Source organism: Cupriavidus gilardii (assembly GCF_017598945.1).
In the GTDB taxonomy this organism is placed as follows: domain Bacteria; phylum Pseudomonadota; class Gammaproteobacteria; order Burkholderiales; family Burkholderiaceae; genus Cupriavidus; species Cupriavidus gilardii_E.
Window position 1 is genome coordinate 221098 of the sequence record NZ_JAGFTW010000036.1, and the last position, 17493, is coordinate 238590.

Consider the following 17493-nt stretch of genomic DNA (forward strand, 5'->3'; position numbering starts at 1 on the left):
GCTGCGGTTGGGAGATCCGGCACGGCAGGCGCACGTGCGGGAAGCGCCGATTATAACCGGCGCGGTGGCGGCGGGATGGCCCGAACAGGGCCGTCTTCCCTGCTGCTGGCGGGGAAGACGGCGCGGCGCCTTAGTTCAGGCCCAGCACGTCCTGCATGTCGAACAGCCCGTTGGGCTTGTCGGCCAGGAAACGGGCTGCGCGGACCGCGCCATCGGCATACGACTGGCGGCTCGAGGACTTGTGCGTGATCTCGATGCGCTCGCCGATGCCGGCGAACATCACGGTGTGATCGCCGACGATATCGCCGCCGCGCACCGTGGCAAAGCCGATCGAATTCGGCTCGCGCTCGCCGGTATGGCCTTCGCGCGCAAACACGCCGCAGGTCTTCAGGTCGCGGCCGAGCGCCTCGGCGATGACCTCGCCCATCTTCAGCGCGGTGCCCGAAGGCGCATCGACCTTGTGACGGTGGTGCGCTTCGATGATCTCGATGTCGTAGCCGGAGGACAGCATCTTCGCCGCGACCTCGAGCAGCTTGAAGGTCGCGTTGACGCCGACGCTCATGTTGGCGGCGAACACCACGCCGATCGACTGCGCGGCCTCGGCCAGCGCGGCCTTGCCGGCATCGTCGAAACCGGTGGTGCCGACCACCATCTTGACGCCGATCCGGCGCGCCACCTGTAGATGGGCCAGCGTGCCGTCCGGACGCGTGAAGTCGATCAGGCAATCGGCGCCGGACAGCGCCGCCTCGATGTCCGAGGTGATCGCGACACCGGTTTCCCGCCCGAGGAACAGTCCCGCGTCCTGGCCCAGCGCGGCCGCGCCGGGCACATCGAGCGCGCCGGCCAGCGTCACGCCGTCGGCGTCCAGCACATATTCGATCAACATGCGGCCCATGCGGCCGGACGCCCCGGCAATAGCGAGTTTCATGGCGAGTCGGTTCCCCGGAAAGAGATCAGGCGAATAACAGAACAGGAAGACAGCAACGACGGCGGGCGCTGCGTGGGCCGGCCACGCCGTGACGTGGTGCGATGGCAGCCGCCGCGCGAGCGCCGGCGCAATGGCGTTGGCAAGGGGCGGTAGCCCCCCGCGCCGGCGATTTACTTGACGGTGTCGGTCGGGCTGGCGCTGGCGGCGCGCTCGCTGGCGGGCTCGGCTGCAGGCTGCGAAGGCGCCGTACCGGCAGGCGCTGCGGCGGCCTCGGGCGCCGAGGCGGGCGGCGCGGCATCGGCAGGGGCCTGAGGCTGCGGGGCCTGCTGCGCCTGCTGTTGGCCCTGCTGCGCAGCGGCCTTGGCCTGCGGCGTGCGCTTCATGCCGTCGATTTCGGCAATCAGCTCGTATTCCGACGGCAGTTCGTCGCCGCCGAAACGCACCAGACGGTCGTTGTCGAAGAACACCGTGAAGCGGCGCTGCTGCACGACCTGCGTGTTGCCGCGCTTGAACGAGAACACATAGTCCCAGCGATTGGCGTGGAACACGTCGGTCAGCAGCGGCGTGCCGAGCAGGAACTGCACCTGGTCGCGAGTCATGCCTTCGCGCAATTGCGCCGCGGCTTCGCGCGAGACGAAGTTGCCCTGGACGATATTGATCCGGTACGGCGTGATCGCGTTGGCGATCTTGCGGGAAGTGCTGTCGTAGGTCGAGCAGGCGGCGGAGGCCAGCGTGATGGCTGCCAGCAGCGCGGTCAGCAGCGCCGGGCGCAGGGCGGATGTTCGAATGGAATCCATGTAACTCGCAGTTCTCGCTACCGAAGGAAGGGAAAGTACCGGTCGGCGCGCATGGCGGCGCATCCGGATGGACACGCGCACGTCGCCGCGTGAAGGGCTCAGCGCATTGCCGGCACCGGCGGCGCCGGGCGACTTTTGCCGGCAAAACCCTTATGATTCAACAATCCAGACATTGTACTCTAGGGAGTCACGCCCATGCCGAGTCCGGCGGAACTCAAAAATATCGGCCTGAAAGCGACCGTGCCGCGGTTGAAGATCCTCGAAATCTTTCAGACCAGCGAGCAGCGCCATCTGAGCGCGGAAGACGTCTATCGCATCCTGCTCAACGAGCATATGGATATCGGGCTGGCCACCGTGTATCGGGTGCTGACCCAGTTCGAACAAGCCGGCCTGCTGTCGCGCAACAACTTCGAATCGGGCAAGGCCATCTTCGAACTCAACGAAGGCAAGCACCACGATCACCTGGTCTGCCTCGATTGCGGCCGCGTCGAGGAATTCTTCGACGGCGAGATCGAACAGCGCCAGCAGAGCATCGCGCGCGAGCGCGGCTTCGCGCTGCAGGAACATGCGCTGTCGCTGTATGGCAATTGCACCAAGACGGCTTGCCCGTATCGGCCCAAGCGCTGATGCGAAACACCGCGTGCGGCGACGCACGCGGCGGCAGCAACAAGAAACCGGCGCCTGGCGCCGGTTTCTTGTTGGGCTGCGATACCGCGCGGCCTAGACCTGCTCGCGCTCGATCTCGGCCATGCGCTGCGGCAGCCCTGGGGCCGGCACGCCGACGAATTCGGCGACGACCTGACGGAACAGCCCGCGCGCCCACACCAGCATCGGATGGGTGTTGCGGCTGCGGTGCCAGAACATGTTCAGACCGAGCGTGGTCTGGATTTCGGCCGGCAGCGGGAACGCGTTCAGGCCGTAGCTTTCGCAGGCAACGTCCTTGGTCAGCGCGTTGACGGTGAAGATCATGTCGGTCTGCGCGGCCAGCTCGGCCTGCGCCCGCCACGAATGCACGGTCAGGGCCGCGTTGCGCTTCAGGCCGCGCTGCTGCAGCGCGTAGTCGAGCGGAATCAGCGAAGGCGCCGGCCGGCCGGTGCCGCCCGCCGAGGCCATGAAGATATGGCCGCATTCGAGATAGTGGTCGAGCGTGCAGGCGGTCTGCAGCAGCGGATGACCTTGGCGGGCGCAAACCCACAGGTTCAGCGAGGCCACCGTTTCCTCGACGATCTCCGGGTGGCCGGTCGGCAGCGCGCAGAACGCGAGGTCCAGCTCGTTGGCGCGCATCGAGGCCACATCGGCCTCCCACGAATGCGATTCGACCAGCCGGATATGCAGTTCGGGCGCCAGCTGCGCCAGCCGCAGCACGAAGCGGTTGAAGACCGTATCGCCGAGTTCGGCGGCAAAGCCGATATGCAGCGTGCCGGAGGCGACCGCCGGATCGAAATTGTCGACGTCGCCCTCGTTGATCGAGGACCACAGGTCGAGCATCTCGCGAATCTTCGGACCGAGTTCGAGCGCACGGGGCGTCGGCGTCAGACCATGCGGGACGCGGATGAACAGCGGATCGTCGAAGATCTCGCGCAGGCGGCCCAGCGAATGGGACACCGCCGGCGCGGTCATATGCATCTTCTCCGCGACATAGGTCGCGTTCCGCTTGCTGAGCAGCTCGGTGAAGATCACGAGCAGCTTGGTGTCAACGTTCACCATGATCACGCCCAGTTCAGGTTTGAAACGCGTGGCCAAGCGAGCGCACGCCCGGACACTGAGGCAAGTGTAAGATCAAATCGCCACTTCGGGGAAGCGAAAGCGTCATTTTTACTTGCCGGGGAACCCCTCTGTAGCGGGGTCTCTGTGCCGTATTTACCATATTTTACAGTCCGAGCGTGCGGTAACGCACACGGAGCCGCGCCCACCCCCGGGCCCGGACCATAAGAAACGGCGCCCGCAGGCGCCGCTTCCGAGTCGCCGCCAAGGCGGTGACGTCTACCCTTGACTGCCGGGCCGATTTACTTGGCGTTCATCAACGCCACGGTGGTATCGAGCATCCGGTTGGAGAAGCCCCACTCGTTGTCGTACCAGCTCGACACCTTGACCAGGTTGCCCGACACCTTGGTCAGCGTCGCGTCGAAGGTCGACGAGGCCGGGTTGTGGTTGAAGTCGACCGACACCAGCGGTGCGGTGTTGTAGTCGAGGATGCCCTTGAGCTCGCCTTCCGACGCGGCCTTCAGGATCGCGTTGACTTCATCGACGGTGGTCTCGCGCGCGGCGACGAACGACAGGTCGACCAGCGACACGTTGATGGTCGGCACGCGGATCGCGAAGCCATCCAGCTTGCCGTTCAGTTCCGGCATCACCAGGCCGACCGCGGCGGCGGCGCCGGTCTTGGTCGGGATCATCGACTGGGTCGCCGAACGGGCGCGGCGCAGGTCCTCGTGATAGACGTCGGTCAGCACCTGGTCGTTGGTATAGGCGTGCACCGTGGTCATCAGGCCGGTCACGACGCCCAGCTTCTCGTGCAGCGGCTTGACCAGCGGGGCCAGGCAGTTGGTGGTGCACGAGGCGTTCGAGATCACCGTGTCCGAGGCCTTCAGCACATTGTGGTTGACGCCGTAGACGATGGTCGCGTCGACGTCCTTGCCGCCCGGCGCGGAGATGATGACCTTCTTGGCGCCGCCGGCCAGGTGAGCCGAGGCCTTTTCCTTCGAGGTGAAGAAGCCCGTGCACTCCATCACCACGTCGACGCCCAGCTCGCCCCACGGCAGCTCGGCCGGGTTGCGGTTGGCCAGCACGCGGATCTTGTCGCCGTTGACGACCATGTAGTCGCCCTCGACCGACACGGTGCCCGGGAACTTGCCATGGGCGGTGTCGTACTGCGTCAGGTGGGCGTTGGTCTTGGCATCGCCGAGGTCGTTGATCGCGACGATCTCGATGTCATGCTTCTTGCCGCCTTCGTAGTGGGCGCGCAGCACGTTGCGGCCGATACGGCCATAGCCGTTGATGGCAACCTTGATAGTCATGGTACGTCTCCTGAACGGGAAGTAGAAAAAGCTGCGGGCGCCCGGGCCGGCGACGGCAGCGCCGCCGCGCCCGCACGTCCCTCGAAGTCAGATCACGCTCTTGACGGTATTCGCCACGTTCTCGACGGTGAAACCGAAGTGCTTGAACAATACGCCAGCCGGCGCCGATTCGCCGAAGGTGTCGATGCCGACCACCGCCTGCACCTGGTACTTCCACCAGAAGTCGGTGACGCCGGCCTCGACCGCCACGCGGGGCACGCCCGCCGGCAGGACTGTCGACTTGTATGCCGCATCCTGCTTGTCGAACACAGTCGTCGAGGGCACAGACACGACACGCACGCGGATGCCTTCGGCCGCCAGCTGGTCGGCCGCGCCGACCGCCAGGCCGACTTCGGAGCCGGTGGCGACGATCACCGCATGCGGCAGGCCGGTACGCGGATCGGCATTGTCGCGCAGCACATAGCCGCCGCGCGCGATGTTGGCGCGGGTGGCGTCGTCGCGCTTCTGGAACGGCAGGTTCTGGCGGCTGAAGATCAGGCAGCTCGGGCCGTTCTCGCGGCGGATCGCTTCGGCCCAGGCCACCGCGGTCTCGGTGGTATCAGCCGTGCGCCAGACGTCCATGTTCGGGATCAGACGCAGGCTGGCGACGTGCTCGATCGACTGGTGGGTCGGGCCGTCCTCGCCCAGGCCGATCGAGTCGTGCGTGAACACGAACAGCGTGCGGATCTTCATCAGCGCCGCCATGCGCAGCGCATTGCGGCTGTAGTCGGAGAACGTCAGGAAGGTGCCGCCGTAGGGGATGTAGCCGCCATGCAGCGTGATGCCGTTCATGATCGCGCTCATGCCGAACTCGCGCACACCATAGTTGATATGGTTGCCCCAGGCATCGACCCGCACCGCCTTGCTGCCCGACCAGTTGGTCAGGTTCGAGCCGGTCAGGTCCGCCGAGCCGCCGAGCAGTTCGGGCAGCACCGGCGCCAGCGCCTCGATGGCGTTCTGGCTGGCCTTGCGGGTGGCGATGGTCTCGGCCTTTTCCTCGCACTTGGCGAGGTACGCTTGCACCGCGGCGTCGAACGCGCCGGGCAGCTCGCCGCGCATGCGGCGCTCGAACTCGCCGGCTTCGTACGGATAACGCTCCGAATAGCCCTCGAACAGCGCGTTCCAGGCCTTCTCCAGCGCGGCGCCATTGGCCTTGGCGTCCCATGCCGTGTAGACCTCCTCCGGCAGCTCGAACGGCGCGTGGCTCCAGCCCAGCGCCTCGCGCGTGGCCAGGATCTCGGCGCCGCCCAGCGGGGCGCCGTGCACGTCGTGACCGCCCTGCTTGTTCGGCGAGCCCTTGCCGATCACGGTGCGGCAGCAGATCAGCGTCGGCTTGTCGCTGGCCTTGGCCTGCGCGATGGCCGCGTCGATCGCGTTGACGTCATGGCCGTCGACCGCGCGGATCACGTTCCAGCCATAGGCCTCGAAGCGCTTCGGGGTGTCGTCGGAGAACCAGTGCTCGACGTCGCCGTCGATCGAGATGCCGTTGTCGTCCCACAGCGCGATCAGCTTGTTCAGCTGCAGCGTGCCGGCCAGCGAGCAGGCCTCGTGGCTGATGCCTTCCATCAGGCAGCCGTCGCCCAGGAAGACGTAGGTGTAGTGGTTGACGATGTCGAAGCCGGGACGGTTGAACTCCTCGCCCAGCAGCCGCTCCGCCAGCGCCATGCCCACCGCGTTGGTGATGCCCTGGCCCAGCGGGCCGGTGGTGGTCTCGACGCCCGGCGTGATGCCGTATTCCGGATGCCCCGCGGTCTTGCTGTGCAGCTGGCGGAAGTTCTTCAGTTCCTCGATCGGCAGGTCGTAGCCGGTCAGATGCAGCAGCGCGTACAGCAGCATCGAGCCGTGGCCGTTGGACAGCACGAAGCGGTCGCGGTCGGCCCACTTCGGATTGACCGGGTTATGCTTCAGATGGCGGCTCCACAACGCGACGGCGATATCGGCCATGCCCATCGGCATGCCCGGGTGGCCCGAATTGGCCTGCTGGACGGCGTCCATCGCCAGGACGCGGATCGCATTGGCCATCAGCGACGCGGGCTGGCTGGCATAAGGGCTGGTGGCTGGGTGTGCGAGGTGAGACATGCGGCGGGAAATTGGCGGCGGGAAAAGCGCGATTTTACCAGAAGGAGGCGACGTTTCCGGTACCGCGGCGCCTCCGTCGGCGGGTTCCGAAGCGGCCCTCGAATGGCGCGAATGGCTGGCGGGAGGCGTTGGCGCCACACTGGCCGGCGTCGCCCTGAAGGCGTCGGTACGGTCCGCCCACCAGCACATCGAGATTGGCGAGCATCCGCTGTTCGGCCACGTGTTCCGGCTCGATGGCCGCATCATGAGCGCGGAAGCCGACGCGTTCATCCAGCATGAAGTGATGATCCATCCGATGGCTGCCGCCCATGGTGCTGCCACGAGCGCGCTGGTCATTGGCGGCGGCGACGGCGGCTCGGCGCGCGAGCTGCTGCGGCTGCCTGGCATGCGGGAGGTCGTGGTGGCCGAACTCGATGCCGAGGTGGTGCGGCTGGCGCGGCGCTGGCTGCCGGGCATTCACCACGGCGCCTTCGACGATCCGCGCGTGACGCTCGAAATCGGCGACGGCCTGGCCGTGATGGAAAGGCTGCGCGATGCCGGCCGTCGCTTCGACCTGCTGGTGTTCGATCTGACCGAGGCCGACGACGGCGGTCCCGCTGCCGAACTGTTCGGCACGCGCGGCCTGCAGGCCGCGCATGGCTGCCTGGCGCCAGGCGGCGCCATGTCGCTGCATCTGGGCCCGCCCTTCCACCGCCCCGAGACGGCGCAACTGCTGTGGCAGCGCCTGCGCGACCGCTTCCGCCTGGTACAGCCGATGACCGTGGCGATTCCGGCCTATGGCGCGCTGTGGGCGATTGCGGTCGCCAGCGACACCCTCGACGTGCGCGGCGCCGATCCGGCCACGCTGGCCGCGCGACTCGCCGACTGGAAGCTCGACGGCGCGCTGCGCTGCTATCACGCCGGCCTGCATGCGGCGCTGTTCGCGCTGCCGCGCCATCTGCAGCCGCTGTTCGACGGCGGCGCCACATCGGCATGATATGCTCGGCTGACCGCTCCACGGGCTTCAACGGCTTCCCGTCTGCCAGGCGCGGCGTTTGACCGCCGCGCGCTGCCTCTGCGATGCTGCCACCGTGGAGCCCGCGTGCCGGTGCGCCCACCCGGCGCCCATGCCGCACGGAATCCGGGAGGACATCATCATGACCAAACCTGCCAACACGCCCTGGCTGACTCCCTACCTGACGGTCAGCGACGCGCGCCGCGCGCTCGATTTCTACAGCCGCGCCTTCGGCTTCGTGCCGGGCAATGTGGTGGACGAGAACGGCGTGCCGACCCACGCCGAGATGCACTACCACGGCGAGCTGGTCGTGATGTTCGCCCCCGAAGGCGCCTGGGGCAGCACCGCGCGCACGCCGCGCTCGACCGGTATCGAATGTCCGCAGACCTTCTACCTCTACTGCGACGACGTCGACACGATGCACGCCCGCGCGGTTGCGGCCGGCGCGATCAGCCTGATGGCGCCCGGCGATCAGTTCTGGGGCGACCGCTATTGCATGGTCGAGGACCTCGACGGCTACCGTTGGGGCTTCGCCCGCCCGCTGGACCAGGCCGTCTCCGCGGCCACCGGCTCGCAGGCCGCCTGACCGATTTCTCTGGATTCGATGCCACCCCGCTTCTACGTCGATCAACCGCTCGCCCCCGATACCCTGCTGCCGCTGCCCCAGGCGGTGGTGCGCCATGTCCAGGTGCTGCGCCTGCATCCCGGCGAGCCCATCACGCTGTTCGACGGACGCGGCGGCAGCCATGCCGCGACGCTGGTCGAGATCGGCAAACGCAGTGCCACCGCGCAAATTGGCGCCCGTGATACCGCCGAATGCGAACTGCCCTTCCGCGTGACCCTGGCCCAGGGCATCGCCGGCGGCGACAAGATGGACTGGCTGATCGAAAAGGCCGTGGAGCTTGGCGTCGGTGCGATCCAGCCGCTGCAAACCGCGCGCGCGGTGGTGCGCCTGAGCGGCGAACGTGCGCTGAAGCGCCACGCGCACTGGCAGGCTCTGGTCACCGCGGCCTGCGAACAATGCGGGCGCAATCGCTTGCCGGCGGTGTCGCCGGTGGCTAACTTGGAGGCGTGGCTGACAGCCGCCCCGGCCGATGCGGGGCAGCGTCTGCTGGTGTCGCCGCGCGCCGAATCCACGCTGGTGGCGCTCGCGCAGACACACCGCGCCGACTGGATTGCCCGCGGGGTCACGCTGCTGATCGGACCGGAGGGCGGCCTGTCGCCCGAGGAAGAACGTACCGCACTGGCGCAAGGTTTCACGGCGGTGTCGCTCGGACCGCGCATCCTGCGCACCGAGACCGCCGGTCTGGCCTGCCTGGCCGCGCTGAACGCGCTGCTGGGCGGTTTCTGACGGCACCGCGCCGTCGACCGCTGTCGAGCCGAGCCGGTCCGCGCAGCACGGCACCGGCCGGTGCGATAAACGAATCAACAACCAGGAGCTGAAGATGGGACTGCTCGATAGTGTGCTTGGCGGCGTGCTCGGCCAAACCAACCCGGCGCAGGCCGGCGAATCCGGCCAATCCGGCATGAATCCGAAAATGATGCTGGCGCTTGGCCTGCTGGCGATGCTCGCGATGCGCGGCCGACAGGACGGCGCCGATGCCACGCAGGATCCGGCCGGCATGGCGGGCGGTCTGGGCGGCATTCTCGGCGGGCTGGCCGGTGGCGGTGGCGGACTCGATCTAGGGTCGCTGCTGGGCGGCCTGCTCGGCGGCCAGGGCGGCGCGGCCGGCGAGGCTCAGACGATCGGCGCGGCGGCCGGCGGCATCGGCGCGCTGCAGCAGATCCTGGCACAGGCGGGACTGGGCGAGCAGGTCTCCTCGTGGATCGGCACCGGCCCGAATCAGCCGGTGTCGCCGTCGTCGTTGGCCGACGCGCTGCAAGGCACCGGCGCGCTCGATACGCTGTCGTCGACCACCGGCCTGTCGCGCGACGACGTCGCGGCGCAGCTCAGCGCCGGCCTGCCGGAACTGATCGATCAGCTGACGCCGCAGGGTCAGGTCCCGCCCGCGGCCTGATCGCGTCCCGCGCGATGCCGAGGCGGCCGCCGTGCCGCTCGCGACGCAAAAAAGCCCGCCGGTTTGGCGGGCTTTTTCTTCGAGCCTTCTACGATCGGCGATCCCTGCGCGGCAACGCGCGGGCACCGGAATCAAGGCGCTCAGGCGAACGAATAGAACACGCGGAACTGCACGCGGCGCTCGGCCCAGAACTCGGCGGCGTCGCGGAACACGTCGAGCAGCGTCTCGCGCGCTTCCTTGTCGAACTTCTGCGCGCACGGCAGGCCTTCGAGGACGATGACGAAACCGGGTTGGGTGCCCGCCTTGTGGATCATGTCGGTCAGGCAATCGGCCAGCGCATCGAAGTTCTTGCCGAAATGCTTCGGAAACAGGAACGCCGTGGCGATCGTTTCCAGCACTTCGCCCTTGGTCGTGCAATGCGCGCAATTGGCGTAGAGGAAATGCTGGCCGAGGTCCGCGGCCGCCTGTGCCAGCTCGGGCACACGGAAGGCGCGGATCGACTGAACGATATTGGGTCGCACGGTCTTGAACAGGTTCAGCGCGGCTTCTCTGCCGCAGGCCACTTCGGCATTGCCGTCCTGCGGCGACGCGGGCGGCAGTTTATTGTGCGCGACCTCGTAGCGGGGCATCATCAGCACACTGTCATAAAGGTTCTGGGCATGTTGTTGAGCCCGCTGCCAGCCATCTCCGGCGCCGCGCTCTTCGCGGGCGGCAAGGGCGTCGCCCAGTCCGAAAATGTCAGTCATCATCTGATTATCCGTTTGAAGCTGTTGTAGTGGTCTTCCGTGTAATAGCAGTCGTTGACGGCACGTTGTTCGCCGCCACAGACGATTCGCTTCGCACCCCGATTCCGGCTGCCCGGCCGGGCAACCGTGTATTCACGGTAATAGCCGCGCTGCCGCCGAGGCAGGATGCGTTCGTAATTGCCGAACCGCGAGCCGTCCTTGGCATAGGGGTACGGCCCCCCGGCCTCGATGCGCTGCAGCGTCTGCTGTGCCTCGTTGGGCAGTTGCTGCACTGCAATGGTTCCCAGCGTATCCGACGGCACCGGCGGCGGCTGCTTTGCCTGCGCCGGTTGCGCCAGCGTGACCGCCATGACAAGCGTCGCCAGGGTGTACAAGGTTCCGCGCGCGACCCGTCGGAGCGAAGGCTGGACCCGTTGCAGGATCTTGTCGGAGCGCGGTGCGCGTTGCGGCAAAGAAGTCGGGGAACCCACGTTGTCTGGTCTGGTGGCGCAGCAATCCAACGCCAAGCGCGGTCGACGGATCGCCTGCATCGAAGGCGCTAGGTTACGCGCAAGCTGTTAAATAATCAATCCCCGCGGTCGGATGGCGCGGAAAAGCGTAATTGTTTCAAGGCGTTAATGGAATGTATGCGCACACTAACAGCGTCCGCTATACCAATTTATCGTCACGCCGTGCCGCGGGCGGTTCGCCCCTAGGGTCGGTGCCTTATAGAAACTTGCCTTAGCCTGTCCAAAAAGGACACTACGACTCGCTGCCGCATTGTGGCTCGGCGGCTGCTTCTCAATAATCGGCGGTCCGCTAAAGCCCCAGCTCTGCCATGACGCCCGCCACGCCTCTACCTGCCGACTACTTTGTGTGGCTGGAACAGCTCAAGGGCAGCATTGAGCGAACAAGGCAACGCGCCGCACTTTCAGTGAACTGCGAACTAATCCTGCTTTACTGGCAGATCGGCAAGGACATATTGGAGCGTCAGAGTCGTCAGGGCTGGGGGGCCAAGGTGATAGACCAACTGGCAAGAGACTTGCGGGCAACATTCCCGGAGATGAAGGGGTTTTCGCCTCGCAACTTGAAGTACATGCGAAGCCTTGCCGAAGCCTGGCCTGATGGTTCATTTGTGCAGCGGGCTGCTGCACGATTGCCATGGTTCCATCTGTGCACAATTCTGGACAAGGTAAAGTCGCAAGCCCTTCGGGAATGGTATGCATCGAAAGCCGCCGAACAGGGTTGGTCGCGAAGCGTGTTGGCGATGCAAATCGAGAGCGGTTTGCATGCGCGACAAGGCCGCGCCGTTACCAACTTCCCGGAATGCTTGCCGTCCCCTCAGTCGGATCTGGCACGCGAAACACTGAAGGACCCCTACATTTTCGATTTTCTGAGTCTGGCCAGCAGCGCTCAGGAACGCGATGTCGAAAAGGCCTTGACCGAGCACATCGCACGTTTCCTGATCGAGCTGGGGACCGGATTCGCGTTCGTCGCCCGGCAATACCGCCTGGAGGTCAATGGGGAGGAGTTCTACATCGACCTTTTGTTCTATCACCTCAAATTGCGCTGTTATGTGGCGGTGGAATTGAAGACGAATGCGTTCAAGCCGGAATACGCGGGGCAACTCAATTTCTACCTGTCTGCGATCGATGCACAGATCAAGGGTGCAGACGATGGGCCGTCCATCGGGCTGCTGCTCTGCAAAGAGAAGAATCGCCTGGTTGCCGAGTACGCGGTTCGTGGCCTGTCAAAGCCAATGGGAATTGCCGAATATCAACTACTGCGCAGCATTCCGTCCCCCTTGGCGCCGAATCTGCCATCGATAGAGCAGCTCGAAGCGGAGCTACTGCCAGATGCGATCTCGGCCCCAAGCCCGGACGCCTGACGTAAGCGCGATACCTCATAGAGTGCAAAAGCCGGGGCATGCCCCGGCTTTTGCACTAGCGTAGCGACTCGTTACCGCTTCGCCGCCGCGTCCACGACCACCAGCGACGTCATATTGACGATCCGGCGGACGGTGGCCGATGGCGTCAGGATATGTACCGGCGCATTGACGCCCAGCAGGATCGGGCCGATTGCGACGTTGTTGCCGGCGGCCGTCTTCAGCAGGTTGTAGGAGATATTGGCGGCGTCGATGTTCGGGCACACCAGCAGGTTGGCTTCGCCCTTGAGCGTGCCGTCCGGCACCAGCTGGTCGCGCAGCTTCTGGTCCAGCGCGCAGTCGCCGTGCATCTCGCCGTCGATTTCCAGGTCCGGCGCGCGCTCGCGCAGGATCGCCAGGGTTTCGCGCATCTTCTGCGCCGACGGCGCCTCGGACGAGCCGAAGTTCGAATGCGACAGCAGCGCGATCTTGGGCTCGATGCCGAAGCGCTTCAACTCCTCGGCTGCCATGATCGTGATCTCGGCCAGTTCCGACGCGGTCGGATCGACATTGACGTGGGTGTCCACCAGGAAGATCTGGCGGCCCGGCAGCACCAGGCCGTTCATCGCCGCGTAGACCTCGTTGGTGCCGCCCAGCACCTGGTCGATATAGCGCAGATGCGCGGCGGTATTGCTGACCGTGCCGCAGATCATGCCGTCGGCCTCGCCCTTGTGCACCAGCATCGCGCCGATCAGTGTGGTGCGGCGGCGCATCTCGAGCTTGGCGTACTGCGGCGTCACGCCCTGGCGCGCCATCATCCGATAGTAGGTGTCGGAATAATCGCGGAAGCGCTCGTCGTGCTCGGGGTTGACCACGGTGAAGTCCACGCCCATGCGCAGGCGCAGGCCGAAGCGTTCGATCCGGTGCGTCAGCACGGCCGGGCGGCCGATCAGGATCGGATTGGCCAGCTTTTCATCGACGATCACCTGGACCGCGCGCAGCACGCGCTCTTCCTCGCCCTCGGCGAACACGATGCGCTTCTTCTCCATCGCCACCTTGCGGGCGGCGGCGTAGATCGGCTTCATCAGCGTGCCCGAGTGGTAGACGAACTGCTGCAGCTGCAGCTTGTACGCCTCCATGTCCTCGATCGGGCGGGTCGCCACGCCGGACTCCATCGCCGCTTTGGCGACGGCCGGCGCCACCTTGACGATCAGGCGCGGGTCGAAGGGCTTCGGAATCAGATACTCGGGGCCGAACGACAGGTCCTGGATGCCGTAGGCGGTGGCGACGATGTCGCTCTGCTCCTGCCGTGCCAGTTCCGCGACGGCATGCGCGGCGGCGATTTCCATCTCGCGGGTGATGGTGGTCGCGCCCACGTCCAGCGCCCCGCGGAAGATGAACGGGAAGCACAGTACGTTGTTGACCTGGTTCGGGTAGTCCGTGCGGCCGGTGGCCATCACGGCGTCGGGCCGTACTTCCTTGACCAGCTCCGGCATGATTTCCGGATTCGGGTTGGCCAGCGCCAGCACCAGCGGGCGGTCCGCCATCCGCTGCACCATGTCCTGCTTGAGCACGCCGGCCGCGGACAGGCCGAGGAAGATGTCGGCGCCGTCGATCACTTCGGCCAGCTTGCGCTTGTCGGTCTTCTGCGCAAAGCGCGCCTTCTCCGGATCCATCAGCTCGGTGCGGCCCTCATAGACCACGCCGGCCAGGTCCGTCACCCAGATGTTCGACAGCGGCAGGCCGAGATCGACCAGCAGGTCCAGACAGGCCAGCGCCGCGGCGCCCGCGCCCGAGGCCACCAGCTTGACGTCCTTGATGTCCTTGCCGACCACGCGCAGCCCGTTGATGACCGCCGCGCCGACCACGATCGCGGTGCCGTGCTGGTCGTCGTGGAAGACGGGAATCTTCATCCGCTCGCGCAGCTTGCGCTCGACGTAGAAGCATTCCGGCGCCTTGATGTCCTCGAGATTGATGCCGCCGAAGGTCGGCTCGAGCGAGGCGATGATCTCGACCAGCTTCTCCGGGTCCTTCTCGTCGATCTCGATATCGAACACGTCGATGCCGGCAAACTTCTTGAACAGGCCCGCCTTGCCTTCCATCACCGGCTTCGATGCTGCCGGGCCGATGTCGCCCAGGCCGAGCACCGCGGTGCCGTTGGTGACCACGCCGACCAGGTTGCCGCGCGCGGTGTAGCGGAAGGAATTGGCCGGATCGGCGACGATCTCCTCGCAAGCGGCTGCCACGCCCGGCGAGTAGGCCAGCGCCAGGTCGCGCTGGTTCGACAGCGGCTTGGTCGGCGTGACCGAAATCTTGCCCGGGGTCGGAAACTCGTGATACTCGAGGGCGGCTTTGCGCAGCGCCTCGCGCTGCTGCTGTTTCAGTTCGTCTTGCGAAATTGCCTGCGAATTCGGCTGCGAAGCGGGCTGCGAAGGACTGGTCATCGGCGCATCTTCCGGTCTGTGGAGCCGTGTTTGACGAAACGGACAACGGTGGGAACACACCCTCGCGGGCCGGCTCCACCTGCCCGCTGTCTCCTGGCTGTCTCTCGATCGAGCCCCGCATTTTATATTGTGAAATTTTATTTCACAATAAGCGTTTTGCGAGAGGCACCTTTGCGTTTCGGTACAATATGCCGGATGTGGGCGGCACTGACCAGCCGCGCAAGCCGTCCCCGGCCTCGCCCGGCGGCGCTCTCCCAGGACTCTCCGGGCCTTGTGCCGCGCCCCCGCCGGGCGGGTTTCCGAGCCGACTCCAGCATGCCTCCGACCGACCGCGACTCCGCCGCGCCCCCTTCCGCGCATCCTTCCGCGCAGTTGTCCGAATTCGAACTGATCCGCCGTTATTTCACCCGTCCGGCCCGCAAGGCGGTGCTCGGCGTCGGCGACGACTGCGCGCTGCTGGATCCGCGCCCGGGCCATCTGCTGGCCGTCAGCACCGACATGCTGGTCAGCGGCCGGCATTTCTTCCCGGATGTGCCGCCGCGCGCGCTGGGCCACAAGGCGCTGGCCGTCAATCTGTCCGACCTGGCGGCGATGGGCGCCGAGCCGCGCGCCTTCACGCTGGCGCTGGCGCTGCCCGAGGCCGAGCCCGCGTGGCTGGCCGAGCTGGCGGCCGGCATGCTGGAACTGGCCGACGCTCATGGCTGCGAGCTGGTCGGCGGCGACACCACGCGGGGCCCGTTGACGCTGTCGCTGACCGTGTTCGGCGATGTGCCGCGCGGCAGCGCGCTGCGGCGCGACGCCGCCCGCCCCGGCGACGATATCTGGATCTCCGGCACGCTCGGCGACGCGCGCCTGGCGCTGGGCGATTGCCGCGGCGAATGGCTGCTGCCGGAGCCCGACTTCACGCTGGTGCGGCCGCGCATGGACACGCCGACGCCGCGCGTGGCGCTGGGCATGGCGCTGCGCGGACTCGCCCACGCCGCGCTCGACATCTCGGACGGGCTGGTCGGCGATCTGGGCCATATCCTGGAGCGCTCGCAGGTCGGCGCGCTGCTCGACGTCGACGCGCTGCCGCGTTCCGAGGTCATGGCGCACCAGCCGCGCGACTGCCAGCTTGAATGCGTGCTGGCCGGCGGCGACGACTACGAGCTGTGCTTTACCGCCCCGGCCGGCGCGCGCGAGCCGCTGGCGGCGCTGGCCGAACGGCTCGCGCTGCCGCTGACCCGGGTCGGCACGATCACCGCCGAGCCCGGGCTGCGGCTGGTCGACGGCGGTGGCGAGCCGGTCGCCTTCCAGGTCCGAAGCTTCGATCATTTCGCCAACCCCTGACAGCGGGACGGCGGCATGTCATGATGCCGCCATGCTGCGGAGCGCGGCGCCACCCGGTCGCCGTCCGCGCCGGCGGGCCCTGCCCCCGACCGCGATATAACAAACGAGCCAAATACCTTGATGTCCGCCTACCCTCCCGGTTCGGCGTCTCCCGATCCCGCGATGACGCTGGAGGCGGGTCAGACCGCCAAGATCCTGCGCCCGACGGCGCGCTTCATGCTGTCCCATCCCGCGCATTTCATCGCGCTGGGCTTCGGTTCCGGCCTGTCGCCGGTGATGCCCGGCACGGTCGGCACGCTGTACGGCTGGCTGTCCTTCGTCGTGATCTCGCTGTGGGTGCAGCCCTCCGCCTGGCTGTGGATCATCGGCGGGGGCTTTCTGCTCGGCCTGTGGGCCTGCGCACGGACCGCGCGCGCGATGGGCGTGCACGATCACGGCAGCATGGTGTGGGACGAGATCGTGGCGTTCTGGCTGGTACTGGCCTTCGTGATGCCGACCGGCTTCTGGGGTCAGTTCGCCGCCTTCCTGTGGTTCCGGGTATTCGACATGGCCAAACCCGCGCCGATCGCCTATTACGACCGCACGCTGAAGGGCCCGGGCCTGCGCGGCGGATTCGGCGTGATGTTCGACGATCTGGTCGCGGCGTTCTACACGCTGCTGGTGTTCGCCCTGTGGCGCTCGTTCTGAGCGCATCCGCGCCGCCGCATCCGAACCGTATCGATTCACCGCCAGCACGAGAGCCGTCATCATGTCCATCAGCCGCTTGCTCGACCAGCTTGCCGTCCAGGCCGGCATCGCCCTCAAGGAAAAATCGCTGATGGTGGCCACCGCCGAGTCCTGTACCGGCGGCCTGGTGGCGGCCGCCATCACCGACGTCGCCGGTTCGTCCGGCTGGTTCGAACGCGGCTTCGTGACCTACTCGAACGAAGCCAAGAGCACCATGCTGGGCGTGCCGGCCAAGCTGATCCGCGATTTTGGTGCGGTCAGCGAGGAAGTCGCCCATGCGATGGCCGAGGGCGCGCTGCTCAACAGCCGCGCCCAGGTGGCGCTGTCGATCACCGGCGTGGCCGGCCCGACCGGCGGCACGCCGGAGAAGCCGGTCGGCATGGTCTGCTTCGGCTGGAGCAACCGCATCGTGACCCGGGTCGAGACCCAGCGCTTCAAGGGCGACCGCCAGCAGATCCGCCGCCAGGCCGCCGAGCATGCGATGCGCGGCCTGCTCGATCTGGTACGCAACGAAGCCTGAGCGCCGCGGCGCC

Annotated in this window: 17 protein-coding genes; 9 read left to right on the plus strand and 8 right to left on the minus strand. The window is 66.7% G+C overall.

Features of this window, described 5'->3' with window-relative positions:
• Positions 1–130: 130 nt before the first annotated feature.
• Together dapB and J5T34_RS12890 are read right to left on the minus strand one after the other, a co-directional pair.
• Positions 131–928 (minus strand): 4-hydroxy-tetrahydrodipicolinate reductase, encoded by a 798-nt coding sequence (gene dapB, locus J5T34_RS12885; RefSeq protein ID WP_208580090.1) that lies wholly within the window; start codon positions 926–928, stop codon positions 131–133.
• 170 nt (positions 929–1098) lie between these two features.
• On the minus strand, positions 1099–1725 hold the full coding sequence (locus tag J5T34_RS12890; RefSeq protein WP_208580091.1) for an outer membrane protein assembly factor BamE: 627 nt from the start codon (positions 1723–1725) through the stop codon (positions 1099–1101).
• Between the two features lie 195 nt (positions 1726–1920).
• On the opposite strand from J5T34_RS12890, the gene fur reads away from it, so the two are divergent.
• A complete protein-coding gene (gene fur / locus J5T34_RS12895; protein WP_208580092.1) occupies positions 1921–2352 on the plus strand; it encodes a ferric iron uptake transcriptional regulator in 432 nt (143 codons plus the stop codon).
• 93 nt (positions 2353–2445) lie between these two features.
• Here the strand turns inward: fur and J5T34_RS12900 are convergent, their stop codons facing one another.
• From J5T34_RS12900 to tkt, 3 genes are all read right to left on the minus strand, one after another.
• The gene (locus J5T34_RS12900) at positions 2446–3432 is read right to left on the minus strand and encodes a LysR family transcriptional regulator (protein WP_208580093.1); all 987 of its coding nucleotides are present in this window, start codon (positions 3430–3432) and stop codon (positions 2446–2448) included.
• Between the two features lie 299 nt (positions 3433–3731).
• Positions 3732–4742, minus strand: a complete 1011-nt coding sequence (gene gap / locus J5T34_RS12905; RefSeq protein ID WP_006579985.1) for a type I glyceraldehyde-3-phosphate dehydrogenase — start codon at positions 4740–4742, stop codon at positions 3732–3734.
• 87 nt (positions 4743–4829) lie between these two features.
• Positions 4830–6860, minus strand: a complete 2031-nt coding sequence (gene tkt / locus J5T34_RS12910; protein ID WP_208580094.1) for a transketolase — start codon at positions 6858–6860, stop codon at positions 4830–4832.
• Between tkt and J5T34_RS12915 the strand changes: the two genes are divergently transcribed.
• The 4 genes from J5T34_RS12915 (at position 6859) to J5T34_RS12930 (ending at position 9872) form a co-directional block, all read left to right on the plus strand.
• Positions 6859–7836, plus strand: a complete 978-nt coding sequence (locus tag J5T34_RS12915) for a spermidine synthase (protein ID WP_244258871.1) — start codon at positions 6859–6861, stop codon at positions 7834–7836. The two genes, tkt and J5T34_RS12915, sit on opposite strands and share 2 nt — an antisense overlap.
• A gap of 160 nt (positions 7837–7996) precedes the next feature.
• Positions 7997–8440, plus strand: coding sequence for a VOC family protein (locus J5T34_RS12920; protein ID WP_208580095.1), 444 nt, complete (start codon positions 7997–7999; stop codon positions 8438–8440).
• An 18-nt stretch (positions 8441–8458) separates the two neighbouring features.
• The gene (locus tag J5T34_RS12925) at positions 8459–9205 is read left to right on the plus strand and encodes a 16S rRNA (uracil(1498)-N(3))-methyltransferase (RefSeq protein WP_208580096.1); all 747 of its coding nucleotides are present in this window, start codon (positions 8459–8461) and stop codon (positions 9203–9205) included.
• Positions 9206–9299: 94 nt separating this feature from the next.
• Positions 9300–9872, plus strand: coding sequence for a YidB family protein (locus J5T34_RS12930; protein WP_174104581.1), 573 nt, complete (start codon positions 9300–9302; stop codon positions 9870–9872).
• A 140-nt stretch (positions 9873–10012) separates the two neighbouring features.
• On the opposite strand, the gene J5T34_RS12935 is transcribed toward J5T34_RS12930, so the two are convergent.
• Together J5T34_RS12935 and J5T34_RS12940 are read right to left on the minus strand one after the other, a co-directional pair.
• The gene (locus J5T34_RS12935) at positions 10013–10621 is read right to left on the minus strand and encodes a barstar family protein (RefSeq protein WP_174104582.1); all 609 of its coding nucleotides are present in this window, start codon (positions 10619–10621) and stop codon (positions 10013–10015) included.
• The gene (locus J5T34_RS12940; protein ID WP_208580097.1) at positions 10618–10968 is read right to left on the minus strand and encodes a ribonuclease domain-containing protein; all 351 of its coding nucleotides are present in this window, start codon (positions 10966–10968) and stop codon (positions 10618–10620) included. Before J5T34_RS12940 ends, J5T34_RS12935 begins: the two co-directional genes overlap by 4 nt.
• 467 nt (positions 10969–11435) lie before the next feature.
• Here J5T34_RS12940 and J5T34_RS12945 point away from each other — a divergent pair, with 467 nt between their 5' ends.
• The gene (locus tag J5T34_RS12945; protein WP_208580098.1) at positions 11436–12485 is read left to right on the plus strand and encodes a PDDEXK nuclease domain-containing protein; all 1050 of its coding nucleotides are present in this window, start codon (positions 11436–11438) and stop codon (positions 12483–12485) included.
• A 71-nt stretch (positions 12486–12556) separates the two neighbouring features.
• Here J5T34_RS12945 and J5T34_RS12950 read toward each other — a convergent pair whose 3' ends face one another.
• Positions 12557–14905, minus strand: a complete 2349-nt coding sequence (locus J5T34_RS12950; protein WP_244258872.1) for an NADP-dependent malic enzyme — start codon at positions 14903–14905, stop codon at positions 12557–12559.
• Between the two features lie 315 nt (positions 14906–15220).
• Here J5T34_RS12950 and thiL point away from each other — a divergent pair, with 315 nt between their 5' ends.
• The 3 genes from thiL to J5T34_RS12965 all read left to right on the plus strand — a co-directional run bounded on the left by thiL (position 15221) and on the right by J5T34_RS12965 (position 17480).
• Positions 15221–16234 carry a thiamine-phosphate kinase gene (thiL, locus tag J5T34_RS12955; protein ID WP_208580099.1) on the plus strand — a complete coding sequence of 338 codons (1014 nt, stop codon included), beginning with the start codon at positions 15221–15223 and terminating at the stop codon, positions 16232–16234.
• Positions 16235–16354: 120 nt separating this feature from the next.
• The gene (locus tag J5T34_RS12960; protein ID WP_208580100.1) at positions 16355–16921 is read left to right on the plus strand and encodes a phosphatidylglycerophosphatase A family protein; all 567 of its coding nucleotides are present in this window, start codon (positions 16355–16357) and stop codon (positions 16919–16921) included.
• 61 nt (positions 16922–16982) lie between these two features.
• A complete protein-coding gene (locus J5T34_RS12965) occupies positions 16983–17480 on the plus strand; it encodes a CinA family protein (protein WP_149316625.1) in 498 nt (165 codons plus the stop codon).
• Positions 17481–17493 lie beyond the last annotated feature (13 nt).

Excerpts from the sequence above, each read along its gene's own strand:
- J5T34_RS12950 (WP_244258872.1), bottom strand. The coding sequence starts at position 14,905 with ATGACCAGTCCTTCGCAGCCCGCTTCGCAGCCGAATTCGCAGGCAATT.
- J5T34_RS12920 (WP_208580095.1), top strand. The coding sequence starts at position 7,997 with ATGACCAAACCTGCCAACACGCCCTGGCTGACTCCCTACCTGACGGTC.
- J5T34_RS12960 (WP_208580100.1), top strand. The coding sequence starts at position 16,355 with ATGTCCGCCTACCCTCCCGGTTCGGCGTCTCCCGATCCCGCGATGACG.
- gap (WP_006579985.1), bottom strand. The coding sequence starts at position 4,742 with ATGACTATCAAGGTTGCCATCAACGGCTATGGCCGTATCGGCCGCAAC.
- J5T34_RS12890 (WP_208580091.1), bottom strand. The coding sequence starts at position 1,725 with ATGGATTCCATTCGAACATCCGCCCTGCGCCCGGCGCTGCTGACCGCG.
- J5T34_RS12915 (WP_244258871.1), top strand. The coding sequence starts at position 6,859 with ATGCGGCGGGAAATTGGCGGCGGGAAAAGCGCGATTTTACCAGAAGGA.
- fur (WP_208580092.1), top strand. The coding sequence starts at position 1,921 with ATGCCGAGTCCGGCGGAACTCAAAAATATCGGCCTGAAAGCGACCGTG.
- J5T34_RS12925 (WP_208580096.1), top strand. The coding sequence starts at position 8,459 with ATGCCACCCCGCTTCTACGTCGATCAACCGCTCGCCCCCGATACCCTG.
- J5T34_RS12900 (WP_208580093.1), bottom strand. The coding sequence starts at position 3,432 with ATGGTGAACGTTGACACCAAGCTGCTCGTGATCTTCACCGAGCTGCTC.
- tkt (WP_208580094.1), bottom strand. The coding sequence starts at position 6,860 with ATGTCTCACCTCGCACACCCAGCCACCAGCCCTTATGCCAGCCAGCCC.
- J5T34_RS12965 (WP_149316625.1), top strand. The coding sequence starts at position 16,983 with ATGTCCATCAGCCGCTTGCTCGACCAGCTTGCCGTCCAGGCCGGCATC.
- thiL (WP_208580099.1), top strand. The coding sequence starts at position 15,221 with ATGCCTCCGACCGACCGCGACTCCGCCGCGCCCCCTTCCGCGCATCCT.
- J5T34_RS12935 (WP_174104582.1), bottom strand. The coding sequence starts at position 10,621 with ATGATGACTGACATTTTCGGACTGGGCGACGCCCTTGCCGCCCGCGAA.
- J5T34_RS12940 (WP_208580097.1), bottom strand. The coding sequence starts at position 10,968 with ATGGCGGTCACGCTGGCGCAACCGGCGCAGGCAAAGCAGCCGCCGCCG.
- dapB (WP_208580090.1), bottom strand. The coding sequence starts at position 928 with ATGAAACTCGCTATTGCCGGGGCGTCCGGCCGCATGGGCCGCATGTTG.
- J5T34_RS12930 (WP_174104581.1), top strand. The coding sequence starts at position 9,300 with ATGGGACTGCTCGATAGTGTGCTTGGCGGCGTGCTCGGCCAAACCAAC.
- J5T34_RS12945 (WP_208580098.1), top strand. The coding sequence starts at position 11,436 with ATGACGCCCGCCACGCCTCTACCTGCCGACTACTTTGTGTGGCTGGAA.